Genomic DNA, 26,874 nt, shown 5'->3' with positions numbered 1-26,874 from the left:
ACTGAAGAATCTGTGTTTGATAAATAGAGCGTATTATTCTTAAAGAGATTCTTCGCTTTCGTTCTGAATGACATGGTACCCTGAAGGACAGAAGACTTAAACATCAACTTGTTGCCCTCCTAATTTTATAGATTCCAGAACTTTAAACGACGCTTTAGTTACCGCAACTATCTCTTGAAAAGAGATTGGCGCGTTACCATCGTTAAGTAAACCATTTACAAATGCCGCGACCATTTCTTTTTGTCCTTTATTCTGATTGAGCAATTTTTTCTTTTTGGGTTTTCCTTTTCCGTAGATTCTCAATACTTTAAAATCATCCAATGTTGCTGACATTCCTGCCGAAAACACCTCAACATACTCCTTAGTCATGGCTTTAGAACCGTTGGCATAGTAACCGATGACACCAGAAGACCCATTTTCGAACTGAATTAAAATATTGAGTGTATCATTCAACTGATTGGCATCTGGTAATGCAGACGCTGAAATCTTTATTGGCAAACTGCCGTTGAGGTAGGTTAAGTAATCAATAAAATGGCATACTTCCCCTAAAACTCTGCCACCGCCTATTTCAGCATCTTGAATCCAGTTATCTTTCGGTATAGACCCAGCATTAATTCTGTAGATCATGGTCATGGGATTATTGCCCACCGCCTTTTTTAGTTTGGCTGTCAACGGCGAAAATCGTCTATTGAAGCCGACCATTACCGCTTTATTGGCTTTGGATTGTGCTTCAATAATGTCTTCTAATTCCGACTCCAATAAACACAAAGGCTTTTCAACAAAGACATTTTTATTGGCTTCTAGGCTTTTTAAAACATAAGCCCCATGGGAGTCGTGACGTGTTGCCACAAATACGGTATTGGTTTTATCATCCAATACGTCTGCTTCTTCCGTTGCGCAGAATTGAAACTTGAACTTTTCGGCCACACGTTTAGAGGTGGTTCCAGTATTGGTTAACACTCCTACTCTGCCCACTTCAGCACTTTCAGGAATGTTGGGTAAGAGATTCCCTTGGGCATAGCTTCCCGCGCCGATAAATGAAATGTTTATTTTTCCGAGTTTATCGGTTGCTGCTGTTGCTATTTTTGACTTGGTCGCTTGTTTGTCTGTATTGTATTTTAAGGCAATTCCCGTGAATGGTTCGGATTTAGACACTACTAAATCAAAAGCATCTTTTGCATTATCGAAATCAAACTCGTGGGTAGTTAAGTAATCGATATGAATACGTTTGGTCGCCAATAACTTCTGAAACGCTTCCATGTTGCGCTTCTCTGTCCAGCGCACATAAGGTAATGGGTAATCGATGCCTTTTTCCTCGTAGTTTAAATCGTAACGTCCTGGACCGTAGGAACAGGCCATTTTCAATTCCAGTTCTTTTCTGTACCAAAAAGGATCGCGATCAAAACCTGTGGGTATTGCACCCAATACAACAACTTTACCTTTTTTGCGTGCTATGGCGCCAGCAAAATTAATAGGATCTAAACTATCTGTAGCCGCTGCAATAATGACCGCATCCGCTCCATGGCCTTGTGTGGCATTTAGAATTTGTTCTTCAACTCCTGCAGCATTTCTGGTCAACCCTAAATCGACCACTTTATTTTCAATCGCTTGGTTGACTGCTGCTTCTGACACATCTATACCAATAACGGTAACACCAGACGCTTTTAATATCAGTGCAGCCAGTTGCCCTAATAATCCAAGCCCTATAATGACACAGGATTCTCCCAGTCTTAGATCTGCCTGACGTACTCCTTGCATGGAAATGGCACCAAGGGTATTGTAGGCGGCATCCTTAAGATTTGCGTTGTCATCTAATTTGACGCAAAGGTTAACTGGAATTGATACAATTTCAGCATGGTTGGCATAACCAGCACCAGCACAAGCTACTTTATCGCCAATTTGGAATTCCGTTACCCCTTCTCCTACTTCTATAACTTCGCCAGCGCAACTGTAACCCAGTGGTGAGTAGGCGTCCAATTTCTTCATTACGGCACGGTAGGTCTGTATTGGCCCTTGTTTTTTTAAGGTGTCTATGACTTGCTTAACTTGCTGTGGTCGTTCTTTTGCCTTGCCGATTAAGCTTTTTCTTGCCGCAACAACCGTTGAGCCTTCCGTACCTGCACTGATAATGGAATAATGATTCTTTACAATAACCATGCCTTTACCCAGTTGTGGGTAAGGTACTTCTTGTATGACCATGTCACCAGAACCTAGTTTTTGTGTGAGTTGTTGCATTTAAATTGTATTGTGATTTATAAATAATTGAGGCCTTAATAATAATAGCCCAAAGATACCCCAAACTAAAATATTATAATAATAATATGATCCTGGAACTAATCCTATACTGTCAATAAAATACATCCCAAACAACATTAAAGCGTAAACTCGCAGAGTTTTGTGTATTTTAAAAGTTTTAATCAATGATTTTATTAAAAATACGCACAAAGCCAAAAGCCCAATGATCCCATTCATCAGTAATACTCTTATAAATTCGTTATGTGTAGGTCTGGAAACACCATCACCTAACCATTGAAAAAATGAAGACTGTTCATTAGCAAAGAACCTCCAATATTTCTGCCATAAATAACCGCGGCCTGCCAAGGTATATCTGGCGTCTTTGACCTCACCTTTCTGATAACCAACTTCTTTACTAAACAATTGTTCTATATTGTCTGATACCACATCTCCAAAAACCAGAATTATTACTAAAATTCCTATTAGTATTGAGAAGCCCTGTTTTATTCTTGAGTTTGAAAACAGCAATAGTAATACAATCCATAAGCCTAAAATACCGACTGCTGCCTTACTAAATACCACATATATAGATATAAACGCTGAACCCGCCAGAGCAATTAAAAATAATTTAAAGTAAATCTTTCTAACTTTAAAAACAGACTGATAAATTAATATGCTCAGGAGGGTGGTAAGACCATAAAACCTTACAGGGAATGCATCGTGATAAAAACCTACATACCTTATTAAACCCACAGTTTCCCTTTCTCGAAAAACTATACCTGTCTGTAATTGATATATACTCACCAGAATTGGGAATATGCCACAAACCATCATGGCAATTAGCATTTTTTTTAAACGTTTCTTGGAATTAATCAATAGGGGCATAAGCAGAAACCCTAAAAATATATTTGCATTAAGGAATAAGGTTTCAACAAATGCTAATGGCTCTACTGCTATTACCCAAATTAGTCCAACAGATAATGCAAATATGTAAGTCTTTGCGTATCTCGCCCAATATTTAGGCAAATAATTAAACTTTGAAAAAAGCGGATAAAATAAGAATGGCAAAAGAATTCCTTGCACGGACATTAATGATAATACACCCAGTTTATAATCCCAGAATGCGTCCACAATGGATTTAGTTGCCACCAAAACTAAAAAAGAGGCAAATAAACCCTTTCTAAGTTTTGCTACAATCATTGCCAAATAGACTATAATAGGTACAAAAATCATTCTAAATTAGTGTGCTTTTTAGGTAAAGGTCTAAAAGGTTTTTCTAAGTACTTCAATATTTTAACAGGGTTTCCAGCTGCAATAGCTCCTTCGGGAATATCTTTATTTACCACCGAACCCGCACCAATAATGGCATGATCGCCTATAGACACATTTCGCATCACAACCGTATTTACCCCAATAAACACATGGTTGCCTATATCGACGAAACCAGAACCTAAATCGCTTGGATTGATTACGTGAGCCGCTCCGTCATGAGATAGAATATAGCAGCCATGGGTAATTAAACAATGATCTCCTATAGTAATTTTACCCCTTCTGGTATCGATTTTGGCTCCCATACTAATCATGGTGTTTTTACCAATAGTGGCACCTGATAATCGTAACAAAGAAAGCCGAATAAACCGTATTATGTTTCCTAAATAATGTATTAAAAATCTAATTAAGGTTTTCATTGCTTAAATTTTATTATCAAAAAAGGTATTAAACCATAGCTCAGTCATCAATAGCCGGAATAGGAATTGTGAATGATCTGCTGAATCGCTATAATGCTGTTTGAGTATTTTTTCTATATAATCATAATTATAAACACCTCTTTTCTTTATATTTTTCTCAGTTACCAAATCAAAAACCATTTCCTTTAAATCTGTTTTTAACCAACTTCGTAATGGAGCAGCGAAAGGAGCTTTAGGCCGATTGATAATATTCGCTTTGAGATATCTCTTAGAAACCTCCTTCAAAATATACTTTTGTTGTCCATTATTTATTTTATCGCTACTCGTGCAGCGAAATGCGAACTCAACTATTCTATAATCAATCAAAGGTGGTCTTCCTTCTATACTAGCTGCCATCATAGATTTATCCAAATAATTTAAATTATGATTGGGCAAATATAATAATGCATCTGACAAACATAACTTATTTAGATATTCGGCATCCTGTTGTCTAAAAATTTCTACTTCTCGGCTAGGGTAATTTAAGTCGTAGAAATTAAAATCAGATGTGAATGCTTTTTTCCATTCACTAGGAACAAACGCTGCGTCCTTTGCAAATATATGTCGTCTATCTTGGTCAATACTCAGCAAAAAACATATCTTTTTGAACCATCTGGTGTACTTTTTTGGTATCATAAATAGGCTCTCTGGGGTATTCTTAGCTATTGCACTAGTGCGCTTTACTAGTTTATTATTGATTAAAGGCCCCCATTGATTAAATGCTGACATCGCCCTATGAATCCGATAACCACCAAATATTTCATCAGCTCCAATACCACTTAAAAGAACAGGAATTCCCGCTTGTTTAGCCAGATCTGAAATTAAATATGTGTTAATAGCAGCAGGATCGACCAATATTTCCTCTAAATGATATACCATTTTGGGCAATAATTCAATGATATTTGGGGTAATATGAATTTCTTTATGAATAAATCCAAAATCTTCAGCTACTTGCTTTGCATAAAAACTATCATCCACGATCCCTTGTTTCTTTAAATCGTTTGCGCCCATTTTAATGGTGAAAGAATTTACATTTTTAGATGTGCCCTTCTGCATTAGTGCCGCAATTAATGAAGAATCTAAACCACCACTCAACAACACACCGATTGGAACATCGGATAACATCTGTTTTTTTACAGAATCTTGTAATAATCCATCTAACTCTTCTACTTTTTCATTAAATGTTTTCTTGTCAGACTCGTTGACTTCGATTTGCCAGAAACGCTTGATTTTGAGCTCCCCATTTTTGAAAAGCATAGAACAACCTGGTTCTAGTTTTTTGATGTTTTTAAAACCTGTTTCTGGAGCTGTCTGAAAGTGAATTGGTGTTGATAAAGCCTTATAGTCAGGTTCGACGTAATCAATGGATGCAATTATCGACTTAATTTCCGAAGCTACAATTAACGACTGATTATTATGATAGAAGTACAATGGTTTTATGCCTAAATGGTCCCTTGCTGCAAAAAAGCTTTTTGTTTTTGCATTATAGATTACAAAAGAAAACATACCGTTGAGTCTATTTAAAATTGACTCTCCAAAATACTCATAGCCTTTCAATAACACTTCCGTATCGCTATTCGTTCTAAAACCAAACCCCTTATTTTGTAATTCCTTTCTAATTTCCAAATAATTGAAAATTTCGCCGTTATAGGCAATGACTAGGCTTTTATCTTCATTCCAGAACGGTTGATTTGATTGGTTACTGAGATCTATAATTGACAATCTTCTATGACCTAATCCAATTCTTTGATTAGTGTCCCAAAATACGGATTGATTATCTGGTCCTCTATGGGCAATTACCTGTGTAGCTCTATTAAGTAACTCTTCATTGCCAAAATTAACATATCCTACATATCCACACATTTATATCAATTTTTTAAAGAGATTCTTATACTTTTGAGAATTTACCTCCACCGTAAAATCCTTTCTTAAGATTTTATTATTATCGGCTAATTGCTTCCTAAACGATTTATCTCTTAGAATTTTTAATATAGCATCTTTAATTGCTTCTATATCACCAGGATGTACTAACACCGCATTTTCATTAGGTATTAAAACATCTTTTAATGCGCCAACAGGCGTTGTTATTATCGGTTTAGCCATAGCGATGGCCTCGAGCACTGACATTGAAAACCCCTCCGAATAGGACGGTAAAATAAAGATATTACTTTTATTTAACCATTCTATTTTTTCCTTTTCGTTCAGTTTCCCTAAGTACATGTAATTTCTATCATATTTATTTTCAATATGATTTTTATAAACCATATTAGGGTTTGTATAGTTTATTGCTGTACCATCAACTTCATTAAAAAACACATTGCGTTCTTCGACTATCATTGTGCCTGCAAAACAAAACATGGTATCAGGAAATTCTCTAACCACCTCGGGAATTACTTTTAAAATGTCGCAATACCCTTTGGCATGACTCAAGTGGCCAAGGAAAAAGATCTTGTTTTGATTATACTCAGAATTATTTGAGAAGTACTTTTCCGAATCAATCATATTATAGACGTAATCTATTTTTGATTCATCTTTAACCAGCCCTCTGTACTGTTTAGCTAAAGATGGAGACTGGGCTAAGTTATAATCCGTACGGTTAAGAACCCACTTTATAATAGTCTTAAATACTTTATTCGATTGTTCATAGTTTCTTCGAAAATGCCCAGCACGCATATGTATGACCACTTTAGCACCTAGAAGTTTTGAAATTAGAATGACCCAGATGTCTTTTCCGATCCACCCTAACATAGTGGCAGTGACATAATAATAAACTATGTGGGGTCTATTACTAGTTAATTTCCGAATTAATCTCCAGTTCAGTTTAAAAAAAACCAAAACCATGTGCCAATCAAATTTTCCCTTTTGCGAATTAGAAGTTCTAAAATTTGTATTTAAGGAGGTGATCTCAAAAGTTTTGGATACTGCTGATTCCAAGAACAGTTTTGCGGAGGTTTCTGGACCTGCATATGGAGGAGGTAGTGGAGCTACAAATAATATTTTAGGTTTATGTGTATCACTCATTTAAATAAACTGTTTCTTATTTGACTTACCCAATTTTCTATAGAAAGGGTTTTCCCTTTAAGCTTTGCATTTTTGCAAAGCAATTCTAAATGCTCTCGATTATTAAGAACTTTGGTTATTATTTGTAAATTATCCTTTTCATGGTACGTAAGCACATAACCATTTATGCCATTATCAATATATGAAATTTCTGGCCCATGGTCCTCAGAGGAAAGTGTAATATAAGGCCGCCCATATAATAAAGCATGATTAATAGAAAGCCCTGATAAACCAGGCACAAACACTGCGCTTATACGCTCCATTATTGGTGCAATTTCAGATTCATTCACTAAAGTGCCGTGCCATATGATATTGTCATCTTTCTTGACTACTTGTTTAACTATTTCGTTTTCTGGGCCGTCACCAATGATTTCTAATATAAGATTAGGAAGATGTTTTTTAAGCCTAAAAAAATATTCTATAGCAACATCTATTTTTTTTGATGAAATTAATCTTCCAAGAAATAAGATTCTAGTCTCGGTAATAGGTGGTAATTTAAAATTATAATATTTATCTATTTCGTTATTATCTAGGGTGTTATTGGCCCAGAAGGCATTTTTTTTATTCACAAGGTTATGATTAACTGCCCATGCACAACTTTGCTCTGTGTAAAAAACAACCTTATCCAAACAGCTGTAAAAAAGTTTAGTAAGCAACTTATTAAGTGGTTTCCACAATTTCGATTGAGATTTTAAAAGAGGATGGTTATACGAAAACAACCTAATGTTTGGATGTTGTTTTTTGAGATATAAGATATATAAAAATAATAGCAAATTTTTCTTTTCAGCTGGAATCATTATCCAATCAAACTGAGAAAATATCATTTTTAATCTCTTACGTACAACCTTTGATGTTCCGAATTTTAATTTATCAATATTCAGTTCAGTTAATTCAAAGTCCCAATCTGCCTTAATCATCTTATCACCCATACCTTTACGACCAGTGCCACACATTACATTCAACTGTATTTTGGGTTCTTTTGCCAAGTGATTTAAAAATCTGGCCTTATAATGATTAAAGTTAGGAGCTAACCACAGTATATTTATCATACTAAAGATTTATAAACTGTGTGATATTCTCTTTCCATCCGTTGAACACTAAAATTCTTCTGGGCATATTCTATGCGCTGTCTTTTATTGTCCATAATATATCTAGGATTGATTGAACAGAACAACAAACGCTCAGCGAGTTCCTCTAAGTTTTTGACAATATTTTCTGGCTCTAGAGGAGCCACTACCTCCCTTAACCCTCCTGAATCTTCAAATGCAATTACTGGTATCCCATGTAAATAAGCTTCAACCGCAACCAAGCCGAAAGGCTCTGCCTGAGAAGGAAATACACAGACATCAAACATATTATAATAATTTTGGACGTCGGATTGATATCCTACCATCTCTACTGATTCTTCGAGTTTTAGACTGATTGCAAGGTCTTTTATTTGGTTAAATGTATCTCCATCGCCCACCAGTGTGAGTTTACCTTTACCACCCTTTTCTAAAAATTTTTTGAAAGCAATAACTAAACGGTCAATTTTTTTTCTATTGGTAAACCTTGACACTAACCCGATTGAGAATAACTGTTCTTCATTTATTTTTTTGTTTTTTACATCGGATGGCAATTTTATACCGTTGAGAATCACCATACTATTTGAACTCCTAATTTTATAATGTTGTTTAGCTAAATCTAAAGTATATTTTGAATTTGCTACTAAAACATCGACTTTATTTAATAACCACTTTTTTATTGATTCTCGGAAAAACATTTTAACCTTATTCTCTTGCCTAACTCCTTTCGATAAACCGTGCATTGTATATACCACTTTTGATGTAGCCATTAACGTAGCAAAACACCTAGCTAGTGAAAAGTTGTGCAAGTGTACAATAGCGAAATTACCAAAATCAGATTTTAAATTTTGGTAAGTTGTGTAATTAATATCATAGCCACCTTTAAGGCCTGAAATTAAAATAGGTATACCTTGCTTCTCCAAATAATCATAATATTGTCCTTTTGTAGTATCTAACATTATAGATACATCTAAGCCTTTAGATTTTTGCTCTATAGCAAGTTCAATAACCAAACGTTCTATACCACCTATATGTGGATTGTTGATACAATGCAAGATTTTCAATTGTTAATGGATTTTAAAAAGTTATCAGTCATTGTTTTTATACTATGGTTATGTTTAGCATAGTTATAGGCGTTAGATGCTATCATTTTATATAAAATTTCATTATTTAACAAACTTAGTATGTTGTTCTCAGCTTCTTTAATATTGTGGACGTTATAACCAATTTCGTTTTGAACCATTACGTCATTTGGGTCTGCCCCGAAGACTAATGTTGGCACACCTCTTAGCCATGCTTGTATATACGTATTAGAAAAACCTTCAGAAATAGAAGTATTGACCAACAAAAAAGCTGAATTAAAATAATCCAATGCCTTACTGAATGAGAGCTGACCGGTAACAATTAGATTATGAGGTTTATTTGCGAACAACTTTTTCACATAAGATTTATCACTGTGTCCTCCCACCATTACAAACTTCAAATTAGTATGTTGCATTTGACTCGCTAGTGCTACAAATAATTCTGGACGTTTGTGTTTACCAAGATTAGCACACCATAAAACAACTTTATCTTGAAGTCTTTCAGAGATTGAGGTAATAGATTTTGATAAGGGATGACCAGAAATCATATTAAAAGCTTTCTTATTAAAATTCTTTTGAATCAAACTCTTCTGGACCTTGTTTTGAATGAATACATAATCACATATCCTAATTGCTTTTTGTCGTATTAAATCTGTATATATACTTTTCCTTAGCGCATAACTGAACTTAATTAAATTTAATTTTTGATATGTTTGAATGACATTTTTATACTTCAGAGCCGAATGATTATCTGTACATATCCAAATATATTTGCAATTGTATTTTTGCCTATATTTAATTATGGCTAGTCCAAATGCCGATGACATTCGCTCTATAATATATTCTGGATTAACAATTTGGAGGATTTTGTAAATTTCCTTTATGCTGGATTTAGAATGTGTTGGTCTATTTTCAATCCAGTGTATAATAGTACCATTAATCTTTGATACTGTACCGATTTTGTCAGGGTTAATTGTTTTGCAAATATAATGCACAACACATCCTCTTCTAGCCAATTCTGCAGCAAGATAATTCGACTGTACTTCAGCTCCACCACCTTGTTCTGAAATATGGTATAGTTGAACAAAACAAAAAATTGATCCTGATTTATTCATTTCTATACTTTAAAATCTTAGCTGGATTTCCACCAACAATAGCATAAGGAGGAACATCCTTTGTTACTACCGACCCTGCTCCTATTATAGCACCTTGACCAATATAATGACACGATGGAAGAATAATTGAAAAAGCACCTAACCACACATCATCATCTATATTAAGCATCCTGGGCTTTTCCATGCCTTGCTTTGTCATAGGTATTTTAAGATTATCAAATTTATGATTTGATGCATAAAAAATAACCCTATCTCCCATCATAACATTGCTCCCAATATTTACATAGTTGATAACACAATCTTTTCCTATACTGGAATCGTTACCTATAGATATATTCTCTCCCGAACCTATTAAAGCACGTTGTCCAAATTTGTTTCTTAACCCACATTTTTTCAGCATTCTGCTAGCAACAAAATATCGTATCTTATAAAGCCCTAGGGAGTAAAACATTGTATAATGAGGCAGGTGACGTGCAAAAAGATAGTAAATGACACCAAAAAAATTTCTCATAAGAAGCGTGTTTGATTCAATTTATTTATTTAAAAACAATATTAATATAATAAGCTACAATAAAATATTTGAAAACTGAAAAAAATTAGATATGACCTTGTCTACTAATTAAAAATTTAATTACAGATGATATTGACAGTTATTTATCGTCAATTTCATAAGTCCACAGCCCAATCATATGAGCATATTTTTTTCCAAAAATTAAATTTATTAAGCTTCTGGTTCTCATCACCAAAGCTCGAAAAACATAAAGTTTAAAGAGGTTTTTAAACACCTTATTATATCTTTTTAAGCCTATATAAGTCGCATAATACGAAATGGCATTTACTTTGAGCCCGTGCATGTATAATAAATTTTCTATTTCTTGTTTATCAAAATAATATTGATAAAACTTATCGGAAGCCGAGTTTGTTTTATTTAAGCTTCTTACTTTTTGTTTTAAAGCTGGAGAAAAATATGGGACACTTATGTAAATAAGACTAGACGTTACTCTTTTAGCTTCATTAATTATTTTAGTGACTTCTATAGGATTATTAAAATGTTCAATGACCCCAAAAGACAAGTATACCGAAAACTCATTATCCTTAAAAGGTAAATTGCGAATATCGCCTGTTTGAACTTTTAAATCAGGTCTATACTCCTTTATTTCTTCAATTATATCTTCGGAAAAATCCAACCCAACTATATCTATACCGCGATGGTCTAAAGCTGCCACAATTTGCCCTTTACCACAACCTGCCTCTAAAACTTTGTCTTTTGGTTTTATATGTTTTAGAATATATTTAGTGCCTCCTAAATAACCCTTTTCAGCTTTTTTTAGAGCCAATTTAACTGACTGCTTACTCCAATGTTGTGACCAGAACTCAGCATTATCTGCATTATTACTATCATATTCTGCTAATTTACCTGTATTTATTTTTTTATATGACTTCATTAATTATGATTTGAGAAGGTTTACATAATCATCAATAATCGTATGACTTGAAAACTTCTGTTCTGCAAATTCTATGGCATTGTTACCCATCACTGAGAGTTCCTTTGGGTGTTGCATAAGGTATTTTAATTTTTCCACTAATTTGGTGAAATCGCCATGCGCGCAATATCCAATGTTGTGTTTATCCATCCAGTTATTAGGATCATGATGTAATGAAACCGTAACCGTACCACTTAACCAACTTTGGATATATGCGTTTGGTAAACCATCAGCATCTGGTAAACTGGTATTGACAAAAATCTTAGCTTTTTGATAATAAACAAAAGACTCTTTAAATGGCACTTTTCCAACAAACTCAACTACATGGGAAAGATCATATTCCTTTACCTCTTTTTCAAACTTATCATCTGTGGTACCACCAGCTAAAATCGCTTTCCAGTTGTGCATATCCAATTTAGCGACAATATCTATAAAGCGCTTAGGTTGTTTTGCTCTAGAAAGGTTTGCCATCCATAATAGCACATTCTCTTTTGGTAAGGTATTTACCACAGGTAAAAAATAACTTGGCAACACTACACCAGTTTTATTCAGTCGTTTTTTCGTTTCCTTTTTTTGCCATTCGGATTGGTTGATTACAAGGTCTACCATCTTCATCCCTTCATTAATGTAATAATCTTCATAGACTTTTAAGGGTAGAAGAATTATTTTTTTAATCCATGTTTTATTTGAAGCCTTTAAGCGTTTTACATTTTTCCAAAACTCGGCACTATCATCACCATTTGTATTCCAGACATATTTAGCATCCAATTCTCTCGCATAATTACCGGCAAGGTATTGCATAACATTTCTTCCCCTTACGTAAACTACATCTGGTGCTATAACAAGTAATTTTTTTTTGTAAGAAGCCATAACATTTTTCCATGCTAATAAACCTCTAGAATACTGTATCCAATAGAAATGGATACCATTATTTAATTCATAAGTCGGTTTTTCTTTATCCTTCGTTAAAGACACATAATGCACTTCTATGCCATGATTGGAGAAAGCGTGTGCTAAATTATGTAGCTGAACCAGTGTGCCATTAACATTAGCCGTTGGGTCATGTAGATAGGCTTGTCCTAAAATGGCTAGTTTCATTGGTGCAGTATTTTAGATTGTATTAGTTGTGAGAAGTATGATGCGCCCGCATTGTTTAAATGGTCGGGGTTTAAAAAATAATGGTCTGGCAGTTCTAGCTCGCTATAATCCATTATATCTATTTCAGGAAATTCAGCTTTTAACTCTAACAAAAACTGGTCATACTCCTCATAAGATTTATCACATATTTGATTCCTATAATTTATATTTAGTGGCACAGCTAAAATGTAAACTCTGGAATTATGATTTACGATATACGAGACTAAATCTTTATAATACTCTTTTAGTAACTGAGAGGCTGGGATATGTTTATCGCAATTTAATCCGTTTTTACCGTAATGCCTTTTTATAGCTTTATTAGCTTCTGAAATATTCACTAAACTCGTGTCCTTACCTCTATAATAACCACCTATAAATGTGCTCTTAATTTTGAATGTTGGTTCAATATTTGGCGCTCCAGTTATTTTTTTCAAATGCAATAGCAATCTTGTTTTCGCAGGCAATGTTGAATAATGATCTAAAAGATAGTTGTTATCCAAAAGTGCCCAGTATTTACTCAAGGTCGCACCAGAGGAGTCGTTAACAAAAAATCGTTGCCTGTGCCAACTACTCAGATTATGTGGCGACAAAGTGATAATTACATTTTTATTTCTTTTCTCATCCGTTAACTGTTTATATTTTAATAATGTTAAGTTGGGAGTTTCAGATCTTACGCCAAAATTCTGTATTGCTGTACCTTCTTCTTTAAAACTGCATTCCGCGTGCGAATCCCCAAATACTAAAATTTCTTTTTTGGGAAGCACTTTAAAATCTTTTAGGGCAATCGTCTTAACCACATAATTCATTAACCAACCAAAGGCCAGAACCGCTAAAATACCGCATATAATTTTTATGCCTAGTCTCATAATTAAAAATCAAAATAAATGAATTCTTGAGGATTAAAGAAATTCCCAAGCCATAGGATTAAAATTACAACGGATAGGACCCATATGGTATTTAACACCTTATATTCATGCGAGCAAATTAAAGATTCAGTTTGGTTACGATGCATCCAATCAAAAACTATAAACAGCAATAATATAGGCAATAGCCTCATAAACTGAATCGGCCCTATAAAACCATTGTCATGATTAAAAATTGATACGATATACTCAACCGCTAAAGATAAGGTATCTGCTCTAAAAAATACCCAGGCCAGAGTAGTAAGTATAAACGTTTTAATAATCAGCATTAATTCTTTAAAACTAGGCAAATAAGAAGATGAAGCCACTACCTCAATATACTGACGATTTTTATTTCTAAATAATAAAGGCAAAAAATAAAGAGCGTTTAAAAATCCCCATATAATGAACGTCCAATTGGCACCATGCCAAAATCCACTCACTAAAAAGATAATGAAGGTGTTTCTAACTTTCATCCACATGCCTCCTCTACTACCACCCAGAGGTATATACAGGTAATCTCTAAACCATGTAGAAAGCGAAATATGCCAGCGGCGCCAAAATTCTGCAATATCTCTTGAGAAATAAGGCGTTGCGAAATTTTTCATTAAATCAAACCCAAATAGTTTTGCTGTACCTATGGCAATATCTGAATAGCCTGAAAAATCCCCATAAATCTGAAAAGCAAATAATACAGCGCCCAAAGCTAAGGTCAAGCCGTTATGGTCAGCTGGTGAATCAAAAATCTGGTTAACATATACCGCACAATTATCAGCGATAACGACCTTTTTAAATAAACCCCAAATGATTTGTCGCACACCATCAGAAGCTTTTTCATAATTAAATTGTCTTTTCTTTTCAAACTGCGGCAATAAATTTACGGCGCGCTCAATAGGTCCTGCTACCAATTGCGGAAAAAAGGACACATAAGCAAAAAATTGAATGGCATTGTTGGTTGGCTTTAGTTTCCCTCTATACACATCAATGGTATAGCTCATGGTCTGAAAGGTATAAAAACTTATCCCTACAGGCAGAATAATTCTTAATGTAGATACTTGTAAGTTGATGCCAAAGGCATTAAACATATCCACAAAATTTTCTATAAAGAAATTACAGTATTTGAAATACCCTAAAAGACCAAGGTTGACCATAATACTTATAGCTAAGAGCAGTTTCCGTCGATGCTTAAATTTGGCATTAGCCAACAATAGCCCTATATTATAATCCACTAAAGAACTAAAGGCAATAAGGGTTAAGAATCTCCAGTCCCACCAACCATAAAATATATAACTGACAATTAAAAGAAAAAGGTTTTGAAGCTTTAGATTTTTATTGAAAACAAACCAATACAGCAAAAACACTGTAGGCAAGAACCATAAATATTCAAAGGAATTAAATAGCATATTAAAGCCTAATGGTTTATCTCATTAATAAAATATTGATCTTAACTTTTTCTATAATTGCACTTTTACGCATATTTCTGATAAATATTATTTTAACCAAAACCTATAATCTCTAAACAATATTAATTGCATTGGTTTAAATACAATTTTTAAATTCTTATTATAAGCAAACCGGTATAAGCGCTCAATGCTATTATAGATTGCCAGCAAGGTCTTATGAGATGTTATCTGGTCTTCCTTTTTTCTTAAGTAAAAAGGAATTTTAACATTCAATTTGTTCTGCAGTCTTTTAGTATTTGAATCATTAAAGACTTTAAAGTAGCTTTTTAGAAATATGCCGATAAAAGATTTATAAACTGGCAGTGCCTTTAGTCCTTTACTTTCAATACTTGTTATTGCTCTCCCTTTAAAAATAAGGGTTTGCCATGATCCTTTGAGGTGTATTACACTTACTTTATCAACATCAATCTGGTTATTAAAATTGTTATAAACTGACGCATCTAATTGTAGAGTTTTGAGATTACTTAACATCATATCATTATCTATATGGTCATCCGATTTATAATTAATAATTCGACAAAACGCCGCTTGGTCTGCAGCGCCATATTTTAATACAGATAATTTATGTAAGTCCTCATTTTTAGATAAATGTATAACGTGTTCTTCCATTCGCTGCGTTAGCGCCTTAGTCTTTGCATTGTTTCTAAAACACAATATTCCTATATTTACAGGATAGTGATAGCCAGGTATATCCATAGGGGTATAAGCTACGTCAAAATTATTATTATAGATAGATTTAAGATCGTTATTGATAATAGTATCGCAATCAATTAAAACAAAATCTTCATCGTTTTCCAAGAATTCATAGATATTGTTTAAATATTGCATTTTACCACTCTTTAAAGATGATAAATAAGCTGTATTAGAGCTACGATCTAGGGTTTTTTGGGGTTTTACTTCAATAAATCTTACATAAGAATAATGATTTGCAATAGGGTTAAAAATTTCTTTATCGATGTCTGACCAAAACACAATAATCTTGCTTGTGTTACCCGTCGACTCCAAGCTCTCTAAAAACACCATTAACAAGCTTGCGTATTTATTTCCATATAAACTAGTTACTAGTGTCATCTATTTGTGTTAGTTGAAGGTGAAACATAACGGCGAATATATAATAAAAGAATTATCGCAATGGTTACTAATAATAGAAAAATTAACCATTTCCAATTAATGTTGTTTTTTCTTACGGTTCTGAATGAGTGTAATAATATCAGGGCTATATTTTAATGCAAACCATATAAAAACACCTGTTCCGAGAATCAATTGCAGCACCAAAGTCACTATTGCACTGAAATTGAGATAATTGATCCCAAAAACCGGGATAAACATTAGAACACCTAAGAGCAACGGACTTTTAATACTGTTAACCGCTAAGAATCTTTCACCTAAAGTTCTGTCATAGTAATACGCTACGTAAAACCAAGAACTGAATGCTCCGATTAAATAACCAACCATAAGACCATAAATACTATAATTTGGCATTAATAAGACCATTAACGGCATAGACGTTAAAAATTCAACTACAGCAGATTTAAAAATTATGTTTGCTTTTCCTTTAGCAATTAAAGCACTTCTCAAAATATGTACTAACCCTCTTATCAATCCTACAGCTGCCAATATCATTAAATAATAGCCCGCTTCGCTCCATTTTTCTCCATATACTACCGGTATAGCATTGGTTGCTACAGCTGCCATACCCGCCATGAGTGGTATAAAAATCAACGATGTCATTCTTAGAGCTTTAGTATAATTCGTCTTAAAACGCTTTAGTTGGTCTTGAATTTGAGAAAAGCCAGACGTTAAAACCATTGTGAGAATTGTTTTTACCTTGCTCGCTGGCACTATTGCTAAGTTATAAGCAATATTAAATAGCCCCATAATTTCCTTGCCTAAATATTTACCGGTTAAAAGACCAATCATATTTTCTGCAAAAAAATAGAAAATATTGTTACCCAACATATTAAGCCCAAAGCTAAAAAGTGGTTTAATTCCTTTAAAAGTTGGTTTAGATGGTAACCATTTACCATAATAAAATGACAAAACCCCAAAAGCAAATCGTTGGATAAGCAATCTCCAAATTAATGCCCATACCCCAAAATTAAGAACTGCCAAGATCACAGCAATAACGTTGGCAACTATCATAGATATAATTTCTGCTATAGAGAACCTTTTGAAATCCATTTTTTTCTGTAACAGTATATTTGGAAACTGAAAGGTCTGTAAGAATATAACAATTGATAAGGTTTCTATGATTGGCACCAATGAAGGCTCTTCAAAGAATCGTGCTGCCATCCCTGAACCAAGATACACCAAAATTGTAAGTATGCTATTCAGAGCCAATTGTATATAAAAAATAGCCGAAATCTGTCCTTTATTAACCGTCTGACTTTGTATTATCGCTGTACCAAACCCAATATTTGTTAAGGTTTTTACAAACCGATTCACCAATAATGCCATAGCGACCAGTCCAAAATCACCTTTGGTTAGAAGACGTGCCAAAATAATCGTAAATCCTATTTGAAGCACCTGTTGGATAACATCAGTACCGCCACGCCAGGCCAGGCCCCCAAACACTTGTTTTTTTAAGGATTTTTTCAAACTTTATTCTATTAAACAGCAAATCTAAAACAATTCTGTAAGCATTATTATATAAAGCAGTTTTAAATTGAAAAGAAGAAGCACCTTCCAAGTAAGAACACTCCAGCACCAGCAAATAAGTCTATTATAAATTGTACATTTGCATTATACAACTATCGATTTGAGTGGGTAAGAACGCTCAAGGCCAAGATAGCTTTAGCCTAAAAAACAGGGATCCTAACTCGCTTTTTAGGCTTTTTTTTTGTGGTTTATATTTGTTTTTAATCATGATTACGGTTCTATTCGAAAGCTACTGTGGTTTTAGTCTTGTTCATTTTTTATTCATGATTGCTTCGCAGTTCCTTGATAAAAAAAAGAACCAAAAAAATCAAGACTGCAGATGATTTTACTAAAAATTTCTTTTGCTTCGGCGCAAAGATAATGATCCCGTAACACAATAAGATTTTAGAATATATTGCTTACATTATTAAGTGATTTTAGCTTTGTGCTTCAACATTTTTGACTTAATCCTTCGCTTCAATTCATTTTTTACGTAAAATAATCTGAGGCCGAAACCTAAAAATCATGCTGTTAACAACCATTGCGCATAGTATCCTTAAAAAGGTGCTGAACTTTTGGTGCTAAGGTGCTGAGCTTTGACTTGGAGGTTGCGGTACTTTTGCTTGGATGTTGATGAGGTTTTTAGTGGACGTTGCGCGACTTTTAGTACGTGTTCTAAGAGATTCTTCGGTCTCTACGTTCCCTACTGAATGACAAAAACTGTGTTTCATCTAAAATCGAAGATAGTCGGCACTTCGTGGTCGGCGTAGTCAATTACAGGCGGAATGTCATTCTGAGCATAGCGAAGAATCTCTTTTTTTATGTGCTAGATTCTTCGGTCTCTGCGTTCCCTCTGAATGACAAGCGATACTGTATTTCTTTCGAATGACAAACGATACTGGGTTTCTTCTGAATGACAAACGACACTGTTCTTTGTCGGAATGACAGGTGGCTGTGGTTTGTTGGGATGATAAGGAGATTGTCATTCTGAGCATAGCGAAGAATCTTTTGCTTATGGTTCGATGAGATTCTTCGGTCTCTGCGTTCCCTCTGAATGACACAAAAAAAAGGCCTTGAGCGGTAAGAAACACTCAAGGCCAACATAGCTCTAGGCTAATTAAAAAAACGGATCCTAACTCGCTTTTTTATATGACAAATTTGTCAATAATTGTCGTAAACGTTTGCCTGGTCTAAACAAAATACGCGATTTTGTAATTAAACTAGCGTTTACTTCTTCTTCAGTGTCCACTCCTTCTGAGCTAAGACCGACCTGAAAATTACCTAAGCGTCCGAGTCTAACAATACGACCAGCATCTAAGGATTGAATGATGTTACGCTCTAATGAGAGCAACACGGCATAACAATCTGATTCGGTTACCGTACACTCGTACGCGATTTGCTCTGCGAGCATGTCTAAATCTACTTCGCCATCAGCTATCGCTGCTGCGTAGTACTTCTCAGGCAATGTAATATCCTGAGGGTTTCGTTTGGCTTGCGCCTGAAATTTTACTGCCATAGGCATTTTAAAATTTAAATTAATAAAAGTTGTTTGTCATAGTACACTAAGGCTAAGTGCCTAACTGACAGTTACAAAGATGCAACCAACATTTCGTTTTATAAAACAAACTTTTTAACAGAATCTGAGTGTATTTTTTTATAAAAAAACAAGCGTATATTTCTGATTTACAACATATTAAGTTTTTTCGTTTTAAAATAGCAGCTATTACAAGTAGCGACTCAATGTTTATAATGTTGAAAATTTAATTATGCGTGCGCCTATTTTTTATAATGCTATGAGTAATTCCCTAAAACAAAGGGCATTATTTTAGTGTTATGCTCTAATTGTTAAATTCACTTCCATTAACGCTTTGTTAATATGTAAATATCAAAACCATGTATAGTTTTATTATATTTGTTTCCCCTTTTCTACACTCATATCCTTAACTGAATATTTTCTGTTATAGTAAAACAATAAATATTTAGAACACACATGAGACATTTTTACACTTTTTTAGTTGCCATTTTATTTACTAGCTTTGGTTTTGGGCAGACCATATATGATGCCGACTTCTCGAATGATGGTGATGGGTTTCCTGCCCACACGACCTCATCCCCTCCAGCTGCAGGTCCAGCTTCTGCTGGTCCATTTGGTTTAGCACCAAATGCATGGACTTTATCTTATGTAAATACTCCTGCAACCGATGGCACATCTAACACATTTGAAGTGGTTGGCGGAGAGCTACAAAGTGATGATTGGGGAGGTCAAGGTATTTTTACTAGTCAAGCAATCGATGTCTCTGGCACCTCAACTGTTGATATCTCAGCAACTGGTGTGAATTCTGGCGCAAATGATGGTGATTTTACTTATTTCTATATTTTGGATGGTGGCACAAGGGTTGAAACATCGATAGGTGTTACAAGTAATGGCAACCCAGTAAATTATTCTATTGTTGGTTTAGATGTGTCTGGCGCTTCTACATTAGAGGTTGGTTTTGAGTTTTCTGAGAATGGATCAGGAAATGGCTATGATATTTCTCAATTTACAGTAACCAGTGTTGGTGGTGGCTCAAATCCAACAATAGGCTTTGATTCTGCTACAAGCACAGAAAATGAAACCAATACTACGTTTACAAGCTCAAACATACCTATTACTGTAAGCAATTACGATGGTAATCAAATTGATATCGATGTCAATGTGACCGGTGGTACAGCTGAAGCTGGAGATTATAGTTTCACTTCGCCAACTTCCTTGTCGTTTACTGCTGATGGCACCCAAAATATTACTATAGATATTAACGACGATGCCGATTTTGACGATGAAACGGTAGAACTGACTATTACGGAGACCAGTTCAGTCACTGGTTTAGTGATTTCTCAGGCGACGCATACGGTAACCATTATAGATGACGAAGTTGCCCCACCTGTTACCACTGTGGCGTTTCAAAGTTTTGAAGGGGCTGATTCATGGAATTATACTACCAACCCAGCTACATTCGAGGAGCCAGGTGCTGTTTGGAGTGTAGTAGACAACACTTTTAACTCTTTTGGCACAATACCAAGTGATGGCATTAACTTTTTTGGTATTCAAGATTTAGAAAGCACTAATGGTACGAGTGGCTTCGGTTCAATTGATTTTAAAACCTTATATGTTGCTGGTTTATCTAATGTCGTTGTGAGGTTTGATTATGAAGTAGATGGGTTTGACAGCGATGATGATATGAAGTATGAGTTATTTGAAGATAATATATCCCAAGGTGAAGTCGTTTTTGTTGATGGCTTTAGCAATCTAAATGCGGATGGCACTATTGAAATAAATGTAACTCCTGGTACTACAAGTATACGTCTAGTAGTTTCGGTTAGACAAAATGGTGGTAGTGACTATGGTGCATTAGATAACTTTAGAGTTGAAGGATTATATAGTGGTTTAACTTATGCGAATGCGACATGGACACCATCTGCACCAGATGGCACAACAGGATCGTCTGACGCTTTGATAGTGAATGGCGAATATACTGTTTCAGGAACCACTGAGTTAAATGATGTTCTTGTAAATCCTGCAGCCTCTGTAATTGTACCTACAAGCACAACTTTAAATGCCAACACTATCACATTAGAGTCTGACTCAAGAGGTTTTGCTAATCTCATCAGTAATGGTTCAATAAATAGTAGCATTGCCTATAATCGTTTTGTAAGTGAAGTAGGTACCGGTGCTACTGGTACCGGTGGCAACGATTTAATTTCCTTGCCTTTATTTCCTTCTGGCGGGTTGACTTTTGATACGTTTTTAACGCTTGGAAGTCCAACTAATGCTACTAAATTGGCCTCACAAACAACCATAGCCACCACTTATGCATTTGGCCCGTATAACAATGAGACTCCTGTACCAGATTATGAAAATTATGATTCTAATAGTACAGATGCTCTTGTAGTTGCCAAAGGCTATAGAGTTGCCACGACTACAGGTGAAACCCTAACGTTTACAGGTGATGCTTTGCAAGCCAACCAGACTATTATGCTCACCAATCCTGTGGCAGGAGGCTCGCAGTGGAACTTAATAGGTAACCCTTTTGCCAGTTATGTAGATGCACAAGCTTGGTTGAGCACCAATGGATCTATTTTAGACCCTACTGCAATAGCCATATACGGCTATAACAGCGGTACTTACTCTGGTAGTGACCAAACTACAGGTAATTTTACTATAATTAACGGCACATCCAATAACACGCTGAACATTGCACCTGGTCAAGCCTTTTTTGTGGCAGCAGACACAGGAGATCTTTCTGGTAATGCTGGTACAGTTGTTTTTGCGGGTAACTCTGGTTTCCCAGCCGATATGCGTACTACAACAGGTGATGATGATTTTATTGAAGGAAGAAACAGTACAAATCACCACTTGAAACTGAAATTGAATGGTACGACCAGTGAAACGACAAGTTTTTATTTTAATGATAATTCTACCCGAGGTCTAGACCCAGGATTTGATGCAGCTACTTTAGATGCCTTTACTTCTGAACACTTGTTATATTCTCATTTGGTAGAAGATAATACAGGTAGAAGTATGGCCATAAATTCCTTGAGTTTGGAAGATATGTTAGACGTTACCATTCCATTAGGGGTTAACGCTAACCAAGGAGAAGAAATTACTTTTAGCATTGATACAAGTACTTTACCTAATGGTATCGATGTGTATCTAGATGATAACGTAGCCAACACTTCTACATTATTAAACTCTAATGATTATACGGTAACACCTTCCGTAGATCTTAATGGCACGGGGCGTTTTTACTTGCGACTAGGTGATAGCGCCTTATCTGCACCAACTGCTATTTTTGACCAAATAGACATTTTTACCAATAGAACTGAGAAAACTGTTGTTATATCTGGAGAATTACCAGAATCTTCTGTGGCACATATTTATGACCTTCAAGGAAGACAAGTGCTCAGTACTGATTTAGATACGGCATTAAGAACACAACGCATTAACATTAGTGATTTAAGTACTGGTATCTATGTTGTAAAAGTTAGTAATAACACTGCGAGTAAATCACAAAAAGTGATCTTAAATTAAGATACTTTAGTTTAGAATAATTCATACGGTTGAAAAGTGGGCTATTGGTATTGTCCACTTTTTTATATGTTAATATTGGGTATTTTTCACTATTTTTATCCATCATAAACATTACGAATAAATATTCAAATCAATTAAAACTACTTATATTATGACAAAATATTACTCAATAATTATGCTTATCGCATTTGTATATGCTTTTACAGGAGGCACTGTCAAAGCTCAACAAAATGTTTTCAGCAGAAGTGACGTTACTACAGGGAATTTTGGAGATGGTCAATTACCTTGGTTTTATCAAACAGATAATAATAATCAAGGAGATCCAGATAATGGAAATACGGTTAGAAACTTTGTTAAAATAGGTCATAATAGCAATACTACAATGACTACAAATGTTAGGTTCTATCAAGTTAACACCCTAGATTTTGAAGCTGGTGCTACTTCAGCAAGAACCATAAATAACAGTGGAGGTGGTTTATCCGCTTCGGGAGGTATTTACAATGCTTCAAGCGCAACACATACCTTCAATACTCCAATAGGTATTGATGGGGCTACAGTACAATTGCATGCTAATTCAACTGGTGGTTTAACTTTTACGGATAACATATTTATTAATGCTAATACCGTAGAATTTGGTAATCTTGGAAGTGGTCAAATTTCCGTAAGTGGTACAATGTCTGGTTCTGGTAATGTCAGTAAGGTTGGCTCTAACATATTGACTATTTCCGGAAGTAATACTTATACAGGAACAACAACAGTTTCTGGAGGAACGCTCGTACTTCAAAGTGATTTGTCTAGTAGCGATGTTACTGTTGAGAATGGTGCAACTTTAGAAATTGATGGTACAATTACCCTTAAATCGCTAACCGTGAATACTGGTGGACAAGTCTCAATAACTGCAGGCAATGCCCTAACTGTTACCAATGCTATCGTTAACAATGGCACCATAACACTAGAATCTACTTCTACAAGCTATTCTAGCCTAATACCAGAAGGTACGATTACGGGTACTGTAAGTTACGAAAGGCATGTTAATGGCAACTCCACATTAGGAGACACCAATGCTATTGGCGATAACGATTTAATATCTCCTCCTGTTTCTGGGCAAACTTTTGGTGATTTTGCTACAGCGAACCCTAATCTGTTGGAAAATCCTGGTGATGCTACAGAAAAAGCTTTTGCACCATTTGATAAAACCACAGGAGCATACGAAAATTACTTTACCACAACAAATGCAGCTACAGTATTAGATGCTCGTCTTGGGTATAGAGCTGCTACAAACGATACTTCTACACTTACTTTTTCCGGTACAGTAATAACAGTTAGCGAGAGTTATAATATTGTAAACTCAGGTCCTACGCAAGCAGACTGGAATTTAATAGGTAATCCATATCCTTCTTATATCTTGGCTCGAGACTTCTTGGAGCATGAGGTTGATACTGGTGTTAGAAACATAGATTTATTTCAGCCAGATACGGCTGCAATCTATGGCTATGATGGTGATGTTAATAACAATACCAATAGTTATACGGTTTATAATTTAGCAACTACGCTACCTACCACAGTAATAGCACCTGGCCAAGGATTTTTGGTAAGTGCTGATCCTTCTGACGTTGCAGCTTACGATGTAGAATTTACGCCTGCTATACGTACCACAGGAACCGATGATGATTTCATTGTTGGGCGTGGTGGTTCCCTTATTAATTTAGAACTTCAATTGACAACGGCAACTGATGGCGCTGTCACGGACTTTTATTTTAATGCGAATGCAAGTTTAGGATTGGATCCAGGTTACGATGCTGCCATATTTGGTGGTACTGCCCCTCCATTTTCAATCTATTCGCTTCTTGTGGAAGACAATGACGGAACGCCATTTATTATACAGGCCCTAGGTGATATGGATTTTGGTGATACTACGGTTGCCTTAGGTGTTAATGCTAACCAAGGAGAGCAGCTCACCTTTAGTGTATCAACCAACACATTACCAAGTACCGTTGAAGTGTATTTAGATGATACTGTAGCCTCAACATCAACATTGCTAAGTTCAGGTGATTATGTACTTACACCAGCGACTGAATTGATCGGGACTGGAAGATTCTATTTAAGATTTTCTGACAGCTCCTTATCAACCGTTGAAAATAGCTCTGATGATTTAACGATTTATACCAATCAGGCGCAACGCAGTATTGTTATTTCGGGACAACTCGTAGAGCATACCATTGCCAATATTTATGATATACAAGGGCGTTTGGTGCGTTCTCAACAGTTAGATACCACTACAACACTACACACCATTGCTGCAAGCGAATTGGGTACTGGTGTTTATATAGTAGAATTATCTAATGACCGTACAAGTAAAACTGAAAAAATAATATTAAACTAAAACCAAGCGTAGTAGTTTTGCGTATACAACTATAAGGAAACGAGGTTTTTTCACTGTAATACCGTGTATTAAATTTGTATTTTTGATAAAATCTCGTTTTTTATACTTAAGTTAGTTTTTTTATCATAATCCTTTTGAGATTATGGCTTTATAAATAAATTATTTTATTATTTTTGATTTAAATATTTAGGCTACTGCCATGAAGAAAGATAACCATACAGATAAAATCACACGTAAAGATGCCATTAAAAAGATGGGTAAGTATGCTGCATTAACAGCTGTAGGAACTTTTGTGATTTTAAATCCACTTAAAGCACAATCATCTTCTCCCCCAGATCCAGGAGGAAACCCCTTCGATTAATTTTCTTTTAAATTTTGAATAACGACTTAGCACCAACATATCAACGGTTGTTTGGTCAGTATTGGGTATTGTGGTACTCAACATCCAATAACTATAGTATAGTTAAATCTGAGTTTAAATCCCTTTTAGATCTTTATTTAAAATCCAATTCTTTAGATGAATTTGGGTCTAAAATTTCTTCTGTTGAGCATGTTTCTAATCTCATTACCATTACCAACAACCTTAAAACCTATTTAGAAAGCTGCAACGCAAGTAACACTTCATCTTTAGAAGATAGCGCTGAGTTTAACCACAGCAACAGTAATATAACAAAGTATTATAGTGTAAATGATAAGCTGATAACGGTTAACTATGATACTGAATTGGTTAAAAACACCATTCACCCTGCCCTAGCTCATCTCGAGATTAATAAAAACAATATAGACGCTCAAATCACCTTTGACATCTATTTAAATAAGGGGCAATTATCATTATTTAAAAACCAACAATTAATTACATCTGTACCTCAACGCGATTATCATTTACTACAAGGTAAATTTATTATGCAATTGCTCTGTGTAATGCACGATAAAAAAGAGTCTGACTGGGTAGGCACTTTTCATGGATCTACAATCTCTGATGGTACCAACACCATCTTATTTATTGGTAATTCTGGGAAAGGAAAAAGCACCTTATGTGCGCTATTGTCTGCAAATGGTTATGAATTATTAGCTGATGATGTCTCACCAATGCTTGCTAAAGATGGTCATATTTATCATAACCCATCGGCAATTTCAATAAAGGAAGGCGCATTTAGTGTATTACAACCCTTGATAACGGATTTTGAGAATTTACCTATTACCGTTTTCAATAAAAACAAAGGCCCACTAAGGTATTTACCATGCGATCATCCTAAAAAGGACAACTATCCTTGTAAGGCCATAATCATGGTCAATTACGAGGCTGATGCCAAAACGAATGTAGAACCTGCTTCAATTAAGACCATTTTAGAAACTCTTATACCTGATTCCTGGCTATCTCGCCACCCACTGCATGCTGAACAATTTTTAGATTGGTTAAAAACTGTCCACTTATATCAACTAACCTATAGTGACACCGATAGTGTTATTACTGAGCTTTCGACAATTTTTAATGAATTCAAGAGCAATTAATAATA

At 35.0% G+C, this 26,874-nt stretch carries 21 protein-coding genes; 5 read left to right on the top strand and 16 right to left on the bottom strand.

Annotation, left to right across the window (positions count from 1 at the left end; all coding sequences use genetic code 11):
- Window positions 1-96: 96 nt before the first annotated feature.
- From F1003_RS06335 to F1003_RS06315, 5 genes are read right to left on the bottom strand one after another with little or no spacing between them, the layout of a single operon-like run.
- Entirely contained in the window at window positions 97-2,235 is a 2,139-nt protein-coding gene (locus F1003_RS06335) for a Gfo/Idh/MocA family oxidoreductase (RefSeq protein ID WP_155088366.1), read from the bottom strand.
- Window positions 2,236-3,435, bottom strand: a complete 1,200-nt coding sequence (locus tag F1003_RS06330; protein ID WP_162306912.1) for an O-antigen ligase family protein — start codon at window positions 3,433-3,435, stop codon at window positions 2,236-2,238.
- Window positions 3,436-3,464: 29 nt separating this feature from the next.
- On the bottom strand, window positions 3,465-3,923 hold the full coding sequence (locus tag F1003_RS06325) for an acyltransferase (protein WP_155088364.1): 459 nt from the start codon (window positions 3,921-3,923) through the stop codon (window positions 3,465-3,467).
- A gap of 3 nt (window positions 3,924-3,926) precedes the next feature.
- Complete coding sequence (gene asnB / locus F1003_RS06320) at window positions 3,927-5,825, bottom strand: asparagine synthase (glutamine-hydrolyzing) (protein WP_155088363.1); 1,899 nt, start codon at window positions 5,823-5,825, stop codon at window positions 3,927-3,929.
- Window positions 5,826-6,710 (bottom strand): glycosyltransferase family 4 protein, encoded by an 885-nt coding sequence (locus F1003_RS06315; protein WP_162306911.1) that lies wholly within the window; start codon window positions 6,708-6,710, stop codon window positions 5,826-5,828.
- 91 nt (window positions 6,711-6,801) lie between these two features.
- Here F1003_RS06315 and F1003_RS16565 point away from each other — a divergent pair, with 91 nt between their 5' ends.
- Window positions 6,802-6,987, top strand: a complete 186-nt coding sequence (locus F1003_RS16565; protein ID WP_162306910.1) for a hypothetical protein — start codon at window positions 6,802-6,804, stop codon at window positions 6,985-6,987.
- On the opposite strand, the gene F1003_RS06310 is transcribed toward F1003_RS16565, so the two are convergent.
- The 11 genes from F1003_RS06310 to F1003_RS06260 form a co-directional block, all read right to left on the bottom strand.
- Window positions 6,980-8,071, bottom strand: a complete 1,092-nt coding sequence (locus tag F1003_RS06310; protein WP_155088361.1) for a glycosyltransferase — start codon at window positions 8,069-8,071, stop codon at window positions 6,980-6,982. The genes F1003_RS16565 and F1003_RS06310 overlap by 8 nt on opposite strands.
- Window positions 8,068-9,150 (bottom strand): glycosyltransferase family 4 protein, encoded by a 1,083-nt coding sequence (locus F1003_RS06305; protein WP_155088360.1) that lies wholly within the window; start codon window positions 9,148-9,150, stop codon window positions 8,068-8,070. The genes F1003_RS06310 and F1003_RS06305 overlap by 4 nt, the downstream gene beginning before the upstream one ends.
- The gene (locus tag F1003_RS06300; RefSeq protein ID WP_155088359.1) at window positions 9,147-10,283 is read right to left on the bottom strand and encodes a glycosyltransferase family 4 protein; all 1,137 of its coding nucleotides are present in this window, start codon (window positions 10,281-10,283) and stop codon (window positions 9,147-9,149) included. Before F1003_RS06300 ends, F1003_RS06305 begins: the two co-directional genes overlap by 4 nt.
- Window positions 10,276-10,683 carry an acyltransferase gene (locus tag F1003_RS17175; protein ID WP_162306909.1) on the bottom strand — a complete coding sequence of 136 codons (408 nt, stop codon included), beginning with the start codon at window positions 10,681-10,683 and terminating at the stop codon, window positions 10,276-10,278. The genes F1003_RS06300 and F1003_RS17175 overlap by 8 nt, the downstream gene beginning before the upstream one ends.
- A 250-nt stretch (window positions 10,684-10,933) precedes the next feature.
- Window positions 10,934-11,728, bottom strand: a complete 795-nt coding sequence (locus F1003_RS06290; RefSeq protein ID WP_155088357.1) for a class I SAM-dependent methyltransferase — start codon at window positions 11,726-11,728, stop codon at window positions 10,934-10,936.
- A gap of 3 nt (window positions 11,729-11,731) precedes the next feature.
- On the bottom strand, window positions 11,732-12,865 hold the full coding sequence (locus F1003_RS06285; protein ID WP_155088356.1) for a glycosyltransferase family 4 protein: 1,134 nt from the start codon (window positions 12,863-12,865) through the stop codon (window positions 11,732-11,734).
- Window positions 12,862-13,770 (bottom strand): hypothetical protein, encoded by a 909-nt coding sequence (locus F1003_RS06280; RefSeq protein ID WP_155088355.1) that lies wholly within the window; start codon window positions 13,768-13,770, stop codon window positions 12,862-12,864. Before F1003_RS06280 ends, F1003_RS06285 begins: the two co-directional genes overlap by 4 nt.
- 2 nt (window positions 13,771-13,772) lie before the next feature.
- Window positions 13,773-15,209, bottom strand: coding sequence for an MBOAT family O-acyltransferase (locus F1003_RS06275; protein WP_155088354.1), 1,437 nt, complete (start codon window positions 15,207-15,209; stop codon window positions 13,773-13,775).
- Between the two features lie 87 nt (window positions 15,210-15,296).
- Window positions 15,297-16,340, bottom strand: a complete 1,044-nt coding sequence (locus F1003_RS06270; protein ID WP_155088353.1) for a putative nucleotide-diphospho-sugar transferase — start codon at window positions 16,338-16,340, stop codon at window positions 15,297-15,299.
- Window positions 16,341-16,436: 96 nt separating this feature from the next.
- Window positions 16,437-17,867 carry a lipopolysaccharide biosynthesis protein gene (locus F1003_RS06265; protein WP_155088352.1) on the bottom strand — a complete coding sequence of 477 codons (1,431 nt, stop codon included), beginning with the start codon at window positions 17,865-17,867 and terminating at the stop codon, window positions 16,437-16,439.
- 1,171 nt (window positions 17,868-19,038) lie between these two features.
- Window positions 19,039-19,422: an HU family DNA-binding protein gene (locus F1003_RS06260; protein ID WP_155088351.1), complete on the bottom strand. Its 384-nt coding sequence runs from the start codon at window positions 19,420-19,422 to the stop codon at window positions 19,039-19,041.
- Between the two features lie 474 nt (window positions 19,423-19,896).
- Here F1003_RS06260 and F1003_RS06255 point away from each other — a divergent pair, with 474 nt between their 5' ends.
- The 4 genes from F1003_RS06255 to F1003_RS06245 all read left to right on the top strand — a co-directional run bounded on the left by F1003_RS06255 (window position 19,897) and on the right by F1003_RS06245 (window position 26,869).
- Window positions 19,897-22,974 carry a DUF8693 domain-containing protein gene (locus F1003_RS06255; protein ID WP_155088350.1) on the top strand — a complete coding sequence of 1,026 codons (3,078 nt, stop codon included), beginning with the start codon at window positions 19,897-19,899 and terminating at the stop codon, window positions 22,972-22,974.
- 151 nt (window positions 22,975-23,125) lie between these two features.
- Window positions 23,126-25,357 (top strand): DUF8693 domain-containing protein, encoded by a 2,232-nt coding sequence (locus F1003_RS06250; protein ID WP_155088349.1) that lies wholly within the window; start codon window positions 23,126-23,128, stop codon window positions 25,355-25,357.
- A 199-nt stretch (window positions 25,358-25,556) separates the two neighbouring features.
- Window positions 25,557-25,718: a hypothetical protein gene (locus F1003_RS16815; RefSeq protein WP_202913882.1), complete on the top strand. Its 162-nt coding sequence runs from the start codon at window positions 25,557-25,559 to the stop codon at window positions 25,716-25,718.
- Window positions 25,719-25,732: 14 nt separating this feature from the next.
- Window positions 25,733-26,869: a hypothetical protein gene (locus F1003_RS06245; RefSeq protein ID WP_155088348.1), complete on the top strand. Its 1,137-nt coding sequence runs from the start codon at window positions 25,733-25,735 to the stop codon at window positions 26,867-26,869.
- Window positions 26,870-26,874 lie beyond the last annotated feature (5 nt).

The sequence above is a fragment of the Winogradskyella ouciana genome, assembly GCF_009709615.1.
Taxonomy (GTDB): domain Bacteria; phylum Bacteroidota; class Bacteroidia; order Flavobacteriales; family Flavobacteriaceae; genus Winogradskyella; species Winogradskyella ouciana.
The sequence above is the reverse complement of the archived record's forward strand: the minus strand, read 5'-3'. Positions and strand labels throughout refer to the sequence as shown.